A 12,269-nucleotide genomic window follows, 5' to 3' on the forward strand; every position below is an offset into this window, starting at 1 on the left:
CCCGCCATGTTCACCGTCACCGTGAAGATGTCGTTGAGATACATCTCGACCGGATCCGCGCCGCCCTTCTCGCCGATGCCGAAGGCGGCCGACGGCGTCGCCGGCGTGAGGATCGCGTCGACGCCCTTGGCGAAGCAATCCTCAAAGTCCTTCTTGATCAGCGTGCGCACCTTCTGGGCGCGCAGATAATAGGCGTCGTAATAGCCGGCCGAGAGCACGTAGGTGCCGATCATGACGCGGCGGCGCACCTCGGCACCAAAACCTTCGGCGCGGGTGTTCTCGTAGAGCTCGATGATGTTCTTGCCCTGCTCGCGCAGGCCGTAGCGGACGCCGTCGTAGCGCGCCAGGTTCGAGGACGCTTCCGCCGGCGCGACGATGTAATAGGCCGGCAGCGCGTATTTGGTGTGTGGCAGCGACACCTCGACGAGCTCGGCACCGGCGCTCCTGAGCCACGCCGCGCCCTCGCTCCAGAGCTTCTCGATCTCGGCCGGCATGCCTTCGAGACGATACTCCTTGGGTATGCCGATCTTCATGCCCTTCACGGACTTGCCGATCGCGGCCTCGTAGTCCGGCACGGCGATATCGACCGACGTCGTGTCCTTCGGATCGTGGCCGGCCATCGAGCGCAGCAGCATCGCGGCATCGCGCGTCGTGCGCGCGATCGGACCGGCCTGGTCGAGCGAAGAGGCAAAGGCGACGATGCCCCAACGCGAGCAGCGGCCATAGGTCGGCTTGATGCCGACGGTCGCGGTGAACGCGGCCGGCTGGCGGATCGAGCCGCCGGTGTCGGTCGCGGTCGCGCCCATGCACAGCAGCGCGGCGACGGCCGAGGCCGAACCGCCGGACGAGCCGCCCGGCACCAGCGTCGTGTTGCTTCCCTCGCGCCGCCAGGGATTGCCGACGGGACCGAAGCACGAGGTCTCGTTCGCCGAGCCCATCGCGAACTCGTCATTGTTGAGCTTGCCGAGCATCACGGCGCCGTCGCGCCAGAGCTGCGAGGTCACGGTGGACTCATAAGTCGGCACGAAATTGCCGAGGATCTTCGAGCACGCCGTGGTGCGCACGCCCTTGGTCGCGAACAGGTCCTTGATCCCGAGCGGAATGCCGGCAAGCGGACCACCCTCACCCTTGGCGATCCTCTCGTCCACGGCCTTCGCCATGGCGCGCGCCTGATCCGGCGTCTCCATCACGAAGGCATTGAGCACGCGCGCCTTCTCGATCGCGGAAAGATGCGCGTCGGTCAGCTCGAGTGACGTGAAAGTCTTGTCGGCGAGACCCTTGCGGGCCTCGGCGAGCGTCAGCGATGTCAAATCGGTCATTTATTGATCGGGCTGCAGAAGAACGGAGACAGGGTCTTGTCGTTGGCCGGGTCGTCTTTTTTGGCGGCGGCTTTCGCAGCAGCCTCGATCTCGTCGAGCACGGCGTTGACGGCGACATTGGGGTCGGCAGCCTTGCCCTGCCTCTCCATCTTGTCGAGGTAATTCATGTAGGCCTGGTAGGCCTTCTCATCGTCGCATAGCAGGCACATCGGACCTAACCTGTTTATTCAACGACCTTGGGCACGAGGAAGAAGTGACCTTCGGTCGCCGGCGCGTTGGCAACGATATCGTCGGCGATGTCGCCGTCATTGACCACGTCCTGCCGCTTCTTCATCTGCATCGGGGTGACCGAGGTCATCGGCTCCACGCCCTCGACATTGACCTCCGAGAGCTGCTCGACGAAGGCGAGCATGGCGTTGAGCTCGCCCTGCAGATGCGGAACCTCGTCCTCGGAAACCGCAATGCGCGCCAGATGGGCGATGCGGCGGACGGTAGCGGCGTCGACGGACATTATATAAGGCCTCTCACGGCAAAACCTATGTGCCGTATAGCAGAGGCCGCTTTTGCGCCGCAACCGGCCTAGCCGGCCAGCGTCTTCATGCGCCCCAGCGCCGATTGGGCCAGATTCCGGGTCAATTCGGCCGCAGGGACCTCGCGGCCGAGGGCAATGGCCTGGCCGGCCCAGAGATTGGTGAAATCCACCTTGCCCTGCTTTTCGGCCGCGGCCTTCAGCGGACCCAGCGCGGTCGCCGCGTGGGGGAACGGCGGCGCATCCGGCGAGATCGGGCCGGCCTCACGCATCAGGCGGTTCTGGACCCCGCGCGCCGGCCGGCCGGTCATGACATTGGTGATGACGGTGGAATCGTCCCGCGCTTCCGCCAGCGCCTTGCGCCCGCCTGCGCTCACCTTGGATTCCGGGCAGCGCAGATAGGCGCTGCCGATCTGCACGCCGGAGGCACCGAGCGCGAACGCCGCGGCGATGCCGCGCCCATCGGCGATGCCGCCCGCCGCGATCACCGGCACCTTCACGGCATCGGCGACCTGCGGCACGAGCGCGAAGGTGCCGGGCTGCTCGGCGATCTTGTCCGTCAGGAACATGCCGCGATGGCCGCCGGCTTCGGCGCCCTGCGCGATCACGGCATCGACGCCGTGCTGCTCGAGCCAGACTGCTTCCTTCACCGTCGTCGCGGACGAGATGACGAGGCAGCCCGCCGCCTTGACGCGCCTCAGCAGCGCCTGCTCCGGCAGGCCGAAATGGAAGCTGACGACCTCCGGCTTCAGCTCCTCGACAACTTCGCAGAAGGCCGCATCGAACGGCGCACGGTTGGCTGCCGCGATCGGCGCCGCGGGATCGAGACCGTGCTCGGTGTAATAGCCGGTCAGCCGCTGCTTCCAGCGCGCGTCGGCCTCGCTCGTGAGTTCGACCGGTGTGTGGCAGAAGAAGTTCATGTTGACCGGCGCCTTCGCGCGCTGGCGGATCAGGCCGACCTGCTCGCGCGCCTTCTCCGCCGAGATCATCGCACAGGGCAGCGAGCCCAGCGCCCCGCCTTGCGCAGCCGCGATCACGAGCTCCGCATCCATGATGCCGGCCATCGGCGCCAGCACGATCGGGAATTCAGTCTTGAACAGATCGATCAGTCGACGATCAGGCCACATGGTTGTTCTCTCTCAGTTCAGGCGACGGACGCGATGGAATTGCGCCGCCCGGCAAGAAGCTGCTCGGCTTCAACGGCAATCCGCTCGACGATCTCGGCCGCGGGCGGAATATCATGAATCAATCCGACCGCCTCGCCCGCGATCACCGCCGCGACGTCGAAATTGCCGGTCGCCTTTGCCGCCGCATACTCGGCCGCGACTGCGGCAACATTCTGCATCAGCTCGACCTCGCGTCCGATCCAGCGCCTGGCGTGGTCGTTGACCAGACACCGTCCCGTGAACGGCGCCGGCCAGACATTGTTGCGGGAGAGATCGAAGATGATGCCGCGGACCGTCGAGCCGCTGCTTGCCGCGCAGATGCGACGCTTGGCCTCCTCGGCGCCGTCGGCCTCCCGGCTCGCATAGAAACGCGTGCCGAGAAGGACGCCGCTCGCGCCCAGCATCATCATGGCGGCAAGCCCGCGGCCGTCGGCGATGCCGCCGGCCGCGACGACGGGAACGCGGCCCGCGGCGAGATCGACGATTGCGGGCACGAGATCGACGGTCGTGCGCGAAGCACCATGACCGCCTGCCTCCGTTCCCTGCGCGATCAGGATGTCGGCGCCGGCATCGAGCGCCTGCCGCGCCATCGTCTCGTCCTGCACTTGGCAGATCAGGCGCGCGCCGGCGGATTTGATCCTTGGCGCGAACGGGACGGGATCGCCGAACGACAGCATGATCGCGGAGGGTTTTACTGCGAGCGCAACGTCGAGAAGCTCGGGGCGCTTGGCAAGGCTCCACGTAATGAAGCCGATCCCGAACGGCGCGCGCAGTTCGGCAAGCTTGGCCGTCTCCTGCTCCAGCCACGCCCGCTCACCATAGCCGCCGCCGAGAATGCCGAAGCCGCCCGCGCGGCTCACGGCCGTCACCAGGCGGCCGCCGGCGATGACATCCATCGGCGCCAGCAGGATGGGATGTCTGATCTCCAGCAATCTCGTCAGCGACGTCGCAATGGGCATGGCGCCTCCCGATCTGGACAGCGACATTAGGGGCGACTAGCATTCTCGAAAAATGAATTGTTGCGAACGCTGCCATCACAAAAGCGAAACGACGCCATGGAACTCAGCGACATCCAGACCTTTGCCGCAGTCGCCCGCACCGGCGGCATCACCCGCGCCGCGGAAGAGCTCAACACCGTGCAGTCCAACGTCACCCAGCGCGTGAAGGCACTGGAGGCGGAGATCGGCACGCCGCTGTTCGAGCGCCACAGCCGCGGCATGACGCTGACCGGCGCCGGCAAACGTCTCCTCCCCTACGCGCAGCGGATGGCCGCATTATCGCGCGAGGCCGTGCTGGCCGCGCGCGACGACGGCGAGCCGAAGGGACCGCTGGCAATCGGCTCGATGGAGACGACGGCCGCCGTGCGATTGCCGCCGCTGCTCGCCGATTTCCACCGCCGCTTCCCGGCCGTACGCCTCTCCTTGCGCACCGCGACCACGGCCGATCTCGTCGCCGACGTGCTCGAAGGCACGCTCGACGGTGCCTTCGTCGCGGGTCCCATCGCGCACGCCGACCTCACCGCGACGAGCGCCTTCCGTGAAGAGCTGGTGCTGGTCAGCGCGCGGCGCTGGGCTTCACTGGCCGAGCTGCGCGCCGGCACGCCGGAGTCCGGTCCGACCGCGCTGGTGTTCCGCAGCGGCTGCACCTACCGCCAGCGGCTCGAACAGGTGTTCGTCGAGTTCGGCTGGCCCTCGGCCGCACGCTTCGAGCTTGGCACGCTCGACGGCATGATCGGCTGCGTCGCCGCCGACATGGGCGTGACGCTCTTGCCGCGCGCGGTCGTCGAACGCAGCGCGATGAACGGAAGCGTCTCCATTCACACGCTGGGCTCCTCGCATGCCCGCGCCGAAACGCTCTTCATCCAGCGCAGCACTGGGCATCAATACAGCGCGCTGCAAGGCTTCATCGCGTGCCTGAAGAGAGACGACGACGTCATCGCGGCCTGAAGCAATCGCTGACGTTCCATCGCACGAAATTCACTGTCACAAATCTGTCGTACTCGAATCCAGTTGGTCTGCGCGCGGCCGATGCTGCGTTCAGCCGTCGCATCATCGCACGACGAAAAGTTTTGAAGCGCCCGACTGTTCTACGTTAGGATGAGTAACTGGCCAGCGCGAAACCAAAAACGAAGCCATAACATCGGGAGGACGATCGATGCGCAATACGCTCGTGTTGTGCTGTGTCGCCGCGTTGTCGGCGATCTCAGGAACTGCAAGCGCCCAGGACTGGACCAAATCGAAATGGGGACCGAATGACGAGATCGGCGCCGCCAACTACATGACGCCCGAACTGGTGGTGAAGGCCGCCTCTCTGGTGAAGACCGGCAAGACCTACGCCCTCGGCATTCCCGTCACGCCGCAGACGCCCGCCTATCCGCCGCGCACGTTCAAGCTCACCATCGTGCAGCCCGGACAGGCCGGCAGTCCGGGCCTTGGTCCCAACAAGGCCACCTACAATGACGACATCCTCGACACCTGGGTCGGCATCGGCAGCCAGCTCGACGGTCTCGGCCATCTCGGCGTCGAGCACGTCTATTACAACGGCAACAAGCTCGCCGACTTCGCAGATCCTACCGGACTGAAGAAACTCGGCATCGAGAAGGTGCCGCCGATGGTCACCCGCGGCGTGCTGCTCGACATGGCCGCCTATTTCAAGACCGACATCGTCAAGGAAGGCACCGCCTTCAACGTCAAGGAGATCGAGGAAGCGGCCAAGCAGCAGAACGTCGAGATCCGTCAGGGCGACGTCGTCATCTTCCACACCGGCTGGCTCAGCCTGATCGGCAAGGACGACAAGCGCTACTCGGCCGGCGAGCCCGGTCTCGGCGTCGAGGGCGCGAAATACCTGACCGGCAAGGGCGTCGTCGCCATCGGCGCCGACACCTGGGCGCTCGAGGTGCTGCCGTTCGAGTCCAAGAACGTGTTCGAGGTGCACCAGATCCTGCTCGCCATGAACGGGACCTACATCCTCGAGAACATGGACACGGCCGCGCTCGCGCGGGACAAAGGCTACGAATTCCTGTTCGTGCTGGGACAGCCGCGCTGGACCGGCGGCGTACAGGCGATGATCAACCCGATCGCGATCCGCTGATCTCAAGACCCGGGCGAGGACACGCTTGCCGACCGGCAGGTGCCCTTGCCCGGCCATTTCGCCATGAATAAACACCAGCGCATCCATGTTCCGGGTTCACCCCGCAGCGCAACGCGTGATATGCGCTAAAGCCATGCCGGCTCCTATCCTGCCCCTCATCGATGCTGCAACCCACTGGCCCGAACGCGGCGCGCTGATCGGGCTTGATCTCGGCACCAAGACCATCGGCGTTGCCGTGTCCGACCCGGACCGGCGGCTGGCGACCGGCGTCGAGACCATCCAGCGCAAGCAGTTCAAGCACGACGCGGCCCGTCTGCTTGCCATCGCGACCGAGCGCAAGGTGGTCGGCTTCGTGCTCGGCCTGCCCATCAACATGGACGGCAGCGAGGGCCCGCGCGCGCAATCCACCCGCGCCTTCGCCCGCAACCTCGCCGGCCTGACCGCGCTTCCCGTCGGCCTCTGGGACGAGCGCCTCTCCACCGCGGCCGTCGAGCGCGAGCTGATCGGCATGGACGTCAGCCGCGCCAAGCGCGCCGAGGTGATCGACGAGCACGCCGCGATCTTCATCCTGCAAGGCGCGCTCGACCGCCTCGCGAACTTGCGCGCCGGCTGATCCCATGACTGCGGTGATCGCGGCGCTGCTGCCGGTCTTCATCCTCATCGTCCTCGGGGTGGTACTCCGGCACAGCCTGATGCGGCTGGACACGCAATGGCACGGACTTGAGCGGCTGACCTATTTCGTGCTGTTCCCGATGCTGCTGATCCAGACGCTGGTAAAGGCGGACCTCACGAAAGTGCCGGTCGCCGGCGTCGGCGGCGCGCTGCTGCTGTCGGCGCTCGCGATGTCGCTGCTCTGCCTTGCGCTGCGCCCGGCGCTGTCGCGGCTCGACATCGACGGCCCCGCCTTCACATCGATCTTCCAGGGCGCGACGCGCTGGCAGACCTATGTCGCGCTGTCCGTCTCCGCCAATTTGTATGGCGACGTCGGGCTGGCGCTCGCCTCCGTGGCGATGGTCGCGATCATTCCGCTGGTCAACGTCTTCAGCGTCGCGGTGCTCGCGCACTATGCTTCGCCCGAAAAGCAGTCGGTGCGCGCCATCGTCATGACGGTGATCCGCAATCCCCTGATCTGGGCCTGCGCCATCGGGCTTCTCATCAACGTCGTCCATCTGCCGCTGCCGAAAATCTGGCACGAAGTGGCGGACGCGCTCGGCCGCTCCTCGCTCGCCATCGGCCTGCTCGTCACCGGCGCCGGCCTGCAGCTCAAGGGCCTCTTCCGCCCCAGCGTGAGCGCTGGCCTCGGCGTGGCATTCAAGCTGGTCCTGATGCCCGTGCTCGCGCTGGTTCTTGCCGCCTGGTTCGGGCTGTCAGGCAACAGCCTCGCGATCGTCGCGATCTGCGCGGCGGTGCCGACCTCGCCCAGCGCCTATGTGCTGGCGCGCCAGATGGGCGGCGATGCGCCGCTGCTGGCGCAGATCATCACGCTGCAGACGATTTTGGCGGCGATCACGATGCCAATCGCGATCGCTCTGGTGGCCTAGCGGTCGTCATTCAGAGCGCCTCTCTCTCCGCCGTCATTGCGAGCGCAGCGAAGCAATCCAGAATCCCTCCGCGGAAGCGCACTGGATTGCTTCGTCGCAAGGGCTCCTCGCAAAGACGGCGTGTGAGGCAACCTGCCGGGGGCTAGCCCCCCAGCCACATCGTCAGCACCACCGCCGTCATGTTGTTCAGCGCGTGCAATATGATCGTGAGCCAGAGCGAACCCGCGCGATGACGCATGTAGCCGAACCACAGGCCGATGGTGAAGACCTCGGCGAGGAAGTACAGGTCGTATTGCAGGTGCACGATTGTCCACACCAGCGACGACAACAGGATCGCGCCTGATACACGCAAAAAGCTCGCCGACCAGCCGCGAAACAGGAATCCGCGTGCCAGCACCTCTTCCGACATCGGCGCGGCCACGCTGAAGGCGACCAGCAGCAGGAGCGCGGCGCCCGTGTCGCGGCCCGATTTCAACAGATCAGTCATGAAGCCCGGCGTCGCCTCGCGGCCGAGCGATCGGGATGTCACCTCCCAGGCCAGCACGATCAGGACGAGGCCGACCGTCCCGAACAGCAGCTGCTTCCAGGACGGCCAATAGAGCGCGAGATAGTCGACGAAGGACGCTTTCTTGAAGCGGATCGCGAGCCACACCGCGGCGAGCGTCGCCGGCAGCCCCGTGATCACCGACAGCGCCAGCGCCCGGGGCTCCTGACCGACCGACTGGATCGAGGCCATGTCGATCGGGAGACCGCGCAGCGCCACCAGCAGCAGGATCGCGCCGATCTGTCCGACGAACATCGCGGCGAAGATGAAGAGGCCCCACAGCGCCGTGCCCCAGAATTTCCAGACGCGTGGCGGCGCAGGCGTCATGACAAGCGGCGGATGATCGGGATTGAGGGAATCCATCAGGAGGCTTTCGTTGGGAAGACTCACGGCAGCGCCCGCTCCAGCAGCGCGCGAACGTCGGCGCCGTCCAGCTCGACCGCGCCATACATGCTGGCATGGGTCGCGGCGAGACGCGTGGCGGCGAACAGCTCGGCGTGGTGTGGCGCGACGCCGTTGAGCGCGGCGGCCGCCGCCAGCAGCGCCAGCTTCTCGACCGCAAGGCGCGCGACGCGTTCGCCGTCAGCGCGACGAAAGGTCTTGCCGATGAACGCGGCCGCCTCGCCTGCCCCTGGCAGGCCTTTGGTCTCGGCCGCAAGCGATTGCAGCACGGCCGTCGCCGCCTCCGGCTCGCGCGCGAGCGCGCGCAGCACGTCGAGGCACATCACATTGCCCGACCCTTCCCAGATCGCGTTGACGGGCGACTCCCGGTAGTGGCGCGCCAAAATGCCGTCCTCGACATAGCCGTTGCCGCCGAGGCACTCCATCGCCTCATACAGAAAGGCCGGCGCGCTCTTGCACGTCCAGTATTTGACCGCGGGCGTGAGCAGCCGCATGTAGGCGGCCTCGGATGCATCGTGCGGCGTGCGGTCGAAAGCGCGGCAGAGTCGCATCACCAGCGCGGCGCTCGCCTCCACATGCAGCGCCATATCCGACAGCACGGCCTGCATCAGCGGCTGATCGGCGAGATGCTTCTGGAACACGCTGCGGTGGCGGGCGTGATGCAGCGCATGGGCGAGGCCCGAGCGCATCAAGCCGACCGAGGCGATCGCGCAATCCTGGCGCGTCAGCTGCACCATCTGGATGATGGTGCGGATGCCCTTGCCTTCCTCGCCGACCGCTTGCGCGTAGGCGCCGACGAACTCGACCTCGGAGGACGCGTTGGAGCGGTTGCCGAGCTTGTCCTTCAATCGCTGGAACTGGATCGCATTAACGGAGCCATCCGGCGCGAAGCGCGGCATGAAGAAGCAGGTCAGCCCGCTATCGGCCTGCGCCAGCACCAGGAACGCATCGCACATCGGCGCCGACATGAACCATTTGTGGCCGGTGATGCGATAGGCATCACCGTCGCGCACCGCGCGCGTCATGTTGGCGCGCACATCGGTGCCGCCCTGCTTCTCGGTCATGCCCATGCCGAGCGTCATGCCGCGCTTGTCCCACCACGGCGCGAAGGCCGGATCGTAGCTCTTCGTCGACAGCACCGGCATCACGCGCGCCAGCAGGTCCGGCTGCATGGCCAGCGCCGCGACGGAAGCGCGCGTCATCGTGATCGGGCAGAGATGGCCGGTTTCGACTTGCGAGGCGATGTAGAATTTCGCGGCCCGGATGACCTCGGCGGCATCGCCCGCAGGCCGGCCGTCCGCCGTCCACGTCGAATTGTGCACGCCGGCATGCGCGCTGTGGGCCATCAGCTCGTGATAGGCGGGATGAAACTCGACCTGATCGCGGCGATTGCCTCTTGCATCGAAGGTGCGCAGCTTCGGTGTGTTCTCATTCGCCAGGCGGCCGCGATCGGCCATTGCGGCCGAGCCCCAATGCCTGCCGAACTCCGACAGCTCCCGTTCCGCCGCCCCACCGCCATTGGCCTTGACCGCGTCGACCAGCGGCCGGTCCATCGCGAACAGGTCGACGTCCTCGAATGGCGGCGACTGGTTGAAGACCTCGTGGGTCGAAAATGCGGGCTGGGTCATCTTGCGTACTCGGCGCGGAATCAGTTCCGGCGCGGCTGGATCGGGAAATCATAGGCCGCCCCGCCCGCCCCCGGCAGGGAAAAGTGCCACCACTCCTTCGAATAGTTCACAAAGCCTTGCCTGGCCATCGCAGCCACCAGCCGCCTGCGCCAGGCGCGCTGCTCCTGTGTGATCGACGGTGCCGCGGTATGGCCTTTGGCATCGGTACAGTCGTAGCCGGTGCCCATGTCGACGCTGCCTTCCGGCGCCCGCACCTCGACCGGCGCGGTGCAGTCGGCATAGGATTTCGTCGGGTCATATTTGCCGGAATTGTCGGCCTTGAGATCGACCAGCGTGAGGTCGAGCGCAGCTCCAGTGGAATGCTGCGAGCGGCTCGCGATGTAGCCGAGGCGAAACAGCTCGGTCTTCGGAATCCTTGGATTGTAGCGCCGCTCGGCGGCGGTCTCGCGACCGTTCTGCGACCACTTCACCATGTCGAGCGAGGCGCGCGCCGGCCGGTAGCAGTCGAACATTTTCAGCGACAGGTTTTGCGCGGCGAGCTCAGCCTGAACCGCCTTCAGCCGCTCCCCCACCTCCCGTTTCACCACGCACTCGCCGGCACCGTAGCCGGCGAGTGGACGGCCGACGAAATTGTTCGCCGTCGCGTAGCGGATGTCCTGGATGACGCTGGGATCGATGTCGCGCAGATAGACGAAGCCGCCGGGGAGCGATTGGGCGGACGCGGGTGAGATGGATGCAATCATGAAAAATGAAATTGAAATAGATCTGACCAAGCTCATTCACTTTCCCCTGTCATTCCGGGGCGGCTCGAACAGCCGAACCCGGGTGCGCCCTTGCCACCTGAGAATCTCGAGATTCCGGGTCTGGCGCTTGCCCGCCATCCCGGAATGACCATGCGGGAGACAGATCAGGGGATAACTCCCGACCCGCTCTTTGCCCCTTGCCCCACCCCCGGTCCGCGCCTATAGCTCTGCTTTTAATGACATCGAAATCGACCTTCGTCCTCGGCCACCGGCATTTGCTGGGCATCGAGGGCCTTTCCGCGGCCGACATCACCGGCCTCCTCGACCTGTCCGAAGAATATGTCGAGCTCAACCGCCAGGTTGACAAGAAGCGCACCGTCCTGCGTGGACGGACGCAGGTGAACCTCTTCTTCGAGGCCTCCACCCGGACCCAGTCCTCGTTCGAGCTCGCGGGAAAGCGGCTTGGCGCCGACGTCATGAACATGTCGGTCGCCTCCTCGTCCATCAAAAAGGGCGAAACGCTGATCGACACCGCGATGACGCTCAACGCGATGCACCCGGACATCCTGGTGATGCGCCATCACGCCTCCGGCGCGGTGGAACTGCTGGCCCGCAAGGTTGACGGTTCCGTGATCAATGCCGGCGACGGCGCGCACGAGCATCCGACCCAGGCGCTGCTCGACGCACTCACCATTCGCCGCAACAAGGGCCGCATCGAGGGGCTCGTGGTCGCGATCTGCGGCGACGTGCTGCATTCGCGCGTCGCCCGCTCCAACATCATCCTGCTCAACACCATGGGCGCCCGCGTCCGCGTTGTCGGCCCCTCCACGCTGCTGCCGCCCGGCATCGAGCGCATGGGCGTCGAGGTCGCGCGCGACATGCGCGAGGGTCTCAACGGCGCCGACATCGTCATGATGCTGCGGCTCCAGCGCGAGCGCATGAACGGCTCCTTCGTGCCCTCGACCTCCGAGTACTTCAACTATTTCGGGCTTGACCAGAAGAAGCTCGCTTACGCCAAGCCGGACGCCCTCGTGATGCATCCCGGCCCGATGAACCGCGGCGTCGAGATCGACACGGCGGTCGCCGACGGCGCGCAGTCCCTGATCCGCGAACAGGTGGAGATGGGCGTCGCCGTCCGCATGGCGGTGCTGGAAGCGCTTGCCCGTAACCTGCCGAACGCGTGATGCCCATGCTGACCGACCGCCGCCCCATCCTGCTCGCCAACGCCCGCGTCGTCGATCCCTCCCGGGATTTCGACGGTGTCGGCGACGTCCTGATTGCCGACGGCACCATCCGCGAAACCCGCC

At 66.2% G+C, this 12,269-nt stretch carries 13 protein-coding genes and 1 pseudogene; 6 read left to right on the forward strand and 8 right to left on the reverse strand.

From position 1 onward, the window contains the following. The 5 genes and pseudogenes from gatA to A5906_RS19885 form a co-directional block, all read right to left on the reverse strand. Positions 1-1,319, reverse strand: a pseudogene (gatA, locus tag A5906_RS19865) (Asp-tRNA(Asn)/Glu-tRNA(Gln) amidotransferase subunit GatA); the annotation flags it as partial. Continuing rightward, complete coding sequence (locus A5906_RS19870) at positions 1,316-1,528, reverse strand: hypothetical protein (RefSeq protein ID WP_027547180.1); 213 nt, start codon at positions 1,526-1,528, stop codon at positions 1,316-1,318. The gene A5906_RS19870 and the pseudogene gatA, both read right to left, overlap by 4 nt. Positions 1,529-1,542: 14 nt before the next feature. Next, entirely contained in the window at positions 1,543-1,830 is a 288-nt protein-coding gene (gatC, locus tag A5906_RS19875) for an Asp-tRNA(Asn)/Glu-tRNA(Gln) amidotransferase subunit GatC (protein WP_063194894.1), read from the reverse strand. 68 nt (positions 1,831-1,898) lie between these two features. Next, positions 1,899-2,975 carry an NAD(P)H-dependent flavin oxidoreductase gene (locus tag A5906_RS19880; RefSeq protein WP_080137048.1) on the reverse strand — a complete coding sequence of 359 codons (1,077 nt, stop codon included), beginning with the start codon at positions 2,973-2,975 and terminating at the stop codon, positions 1,899-1,901. A gap of 17 nt (positions 2,976-2,992) precedes the next feature. Continuing rightward, positions 2,993-3,973, reverse strand: coding sequence for an NAD(P)H-dependent flavin oxidoreductase (locus tag A5906_RS19885; protein WP_080137301.1), 981 nt, complete (start codon positions 3,971-3,973; stop codon positions 2,993-2,995). Between the two features lie 96 nt (positions 3,974-4,069). Between A5906_RS19885 and A5906_RS19890 the strand changes: the two genes are divergently transcribed. The 4 genes from A5906_RS19890 to A5906_RS19905 all read left to right on the forward strand — a co-directional run bounded on the left by A5906_RS19890 (position 4,070) and on the right by A5906_RS19905 (position 7,645). Beyond that, the gene (locus A5906_RS19890; RefSeq protein WP_080137049.1) at positions 4,070-4,960 is read left to right on the forward strand and encodes a LysR family transcriptional regulator; all 891 of its coding nucleotides are present in this window, start codon (positions 4,070-4,072) and stop codon (positions 4,958-4,960) included. A gap of 208 nt (positions 4,961-5,168) precedes the next feature. Further along, a complete protein-coding gene (locus A5906_RS19895) occupies positions 5,169-6,104 on the forward strand; it encodes a cyclase family protein (RefSeq protein WP_080137050.1) in 936 nt (311 codons plus the stop codon). Positions 6,105-6,237: 133 nt separating this feature from the next. Beyond that, positions 6,238-6,717: a Holliday junction resolvase RuvX gene (gene ruvX, locus A5906_RS19900; protein WP_080137051.1), complete on the forward strand. Its 480-nt coding sequence runs from the start codon at positions 6,238-6,240 to the stop codon at positions 6,715-6,717. Positions 6,718-6,721: 4 nt separating this feature from the next. Further along, positions 6,722-7,645: an AEC family transporter gene (locus A5906_RS19905; RefSeq protein WP_080137052.1), complete on the forward strand. Its 924-nt coding sequence runs from the start codon at positions 6,722-6,724 to the stop codon at positions 7,643-7,645. A gap of 142 nt (positions 7,646-7,787) precedes the next feature. Here A5906_RS19905 and A5906_RS19910 read toward each other — a convergent pair whose 3' ends face one another. Genes A5906_RS19910 through A5906_RS19920 form a run of 3 tightly spaced genes read right to left on the reverse strand, consistent with a single transcriptional unit; the run spans position 7,788 to position 10,962 of the window. Beyond that, positions 7,788-8,552, reverse strand: a complete 765-nt coding sequence (locus A5906_RS19910; RefSeq protein ID WP_080137302.1) for a CPBP family intramembrane glutamic endopeptidase — start codon at positions 8,550-8,552, stop codon at positions 7,788-7,790. Between the two features lie 23 nt (positions 8,553-8,575). Next, a complete protein-coding gene (locus A5906_RS19915) occupies positions 8,576-10,219 on the reverse strand; it encodes an acyl-CoA dehydrogenase family protein (protein ID WP_080137053.1) in 1,644 nt (547 codons plus the stop codon). Between the two features lie 20 nt (positions 10,220-10,239). Then, positions 10,240-10,962: a M15 family metallopeptidase gene (locus A5906_RS19920; RefSeq protein ID WP_245326800.1), complete on the reverse strand. Its 723-nt coding sequence runs from the start codon at positions 10,960-10,962 to the stop codon at positions 10,240-10,242. 236 nt (positions 10,963-11,198) lie between these two features. On the opposite strand from A5906_RS19920, the gene A5906_RS19925 reads away from it, so the two are divergent. Continuing rightward, positions 11,199-12,146, forward strand: coding sequence for an aspartate carbamoyltransferase catalytic subunit (locus A5906_RS19925; RefSeq protein ID WP_080137055.1), 948 nt, complete (start codon positions 11,199-11,201; stop codon positions 12,144-12,146). Between the two features lie 5 nt (positions 12,147-12,151). Further along, positions 12,152-12,269 (forward strand): hypothetical protein (locus A5906_RS44725; protein WP_245326830.1); only part of this gene is annotated, 118 nt, incomplete at its 3' end.

It is taken from the genome of Bradyrhizobium sacchari (assembly GCF_002068095.1).
GTDB classification, from domain to species: domain Bacteria; phylum Pseudomonadota; class Alphaproteobacteria; order Rhizobiales; family Xanthobacteraceae; genus Bradyrhizobium; species Bradyrhizobium sacchari.

What these genes read in the sequence shown, in the direction of transcription:
- A5906_RS19870 (WP_027547180.1), bottom strand. Translation starts at nt 1,528, where the DNA reads ATGTGCCTGCTATGCGACGATGAGAAGGCCTACCAGGCCTACATGAAT.
- gatC (WP_063194894.1), bottom strand. Translation starts at nt 1,830, where the DNA reads ATGTCCGTCGACGCCGCTACCGTCCGCCGCATCGCCCATCTGGCGCGC.
- A5906_RS19880 (WP_080137048.1), bottom strand. Translation starts at nt 2,975, where the DNA reads ATGTGGCCTGATCGTCGACTGATCGATCTGTTCAAGACTGAATTCCCG.
- A5906_RS19885 (WP_080137301.1), bottom strand. Translation starts at nt 3,973, where the DNA reads ATGCCCATTGCGACGTCGCTGACGAGATTGCTGGAGATCAGACATCCC.
- A5906_RS19890 (WP_080137049.1), top strand. Translation starts at nt 4,070, where the DNA reads ATGGAACTCAGCGACATCCAGACCTTTGCCGCAGTCGCCCGCACCGGC.
- A5906_RS19895 (WP_080137050.1), top strand. Translation starts at nt 5,169, where the DNA reads ATGCGCAATACGCTCGTGTTGTGCTGTGTCGCCGCGTTGTCGGCGATC.
- ruvX (WP_080137051.1), top strand. Translation starts at nt 6,238, where the DNA reads ATGCCGGCTCCTATCCTGCCCCTCATCGATGCTGCAACCCACTGGCCC.
- A5906_RS19905 (WP_080137052.1), top strand. Translation starts at nt 6,722, where the DNA reads ATGACTGCGGTGATCGCGGCGCTGCTGCCGGTCTTCATCCTCATCGTC.
- A5906_RS19910 (WP_080137302.1), bottom strand. Translation starts at nt 8,552, where the DNA reads ATGGATTCCCTCAATCCCGATCATCCGCCGCTTGTCATGACGCCTGCG.
- A5906_RS19915 (WP_080137053.1), bottom strand. Translation starts at nt 10,219, where the DNA reads ATGACCCAGCCCGCATTTTCGACCCACGAGGTCTTCAACCAGTCGCCG.
- A5906_RS19920 (WP_245326800.1), bottom strand. Translation starts at nt 10,962, where the DNA reads ATGATTGCATCCATCTCACCCGCGTCCGCCCAATCGCTCCCCGGCGGC.
- A5906_RS19925 (WP_080137055.1), top strand. Translation starts at nt 11,199, where the DNA reads ATGACATCGAAATCGACCTTCGTCCTCGGCCACCGGCATTTGCTGGGC.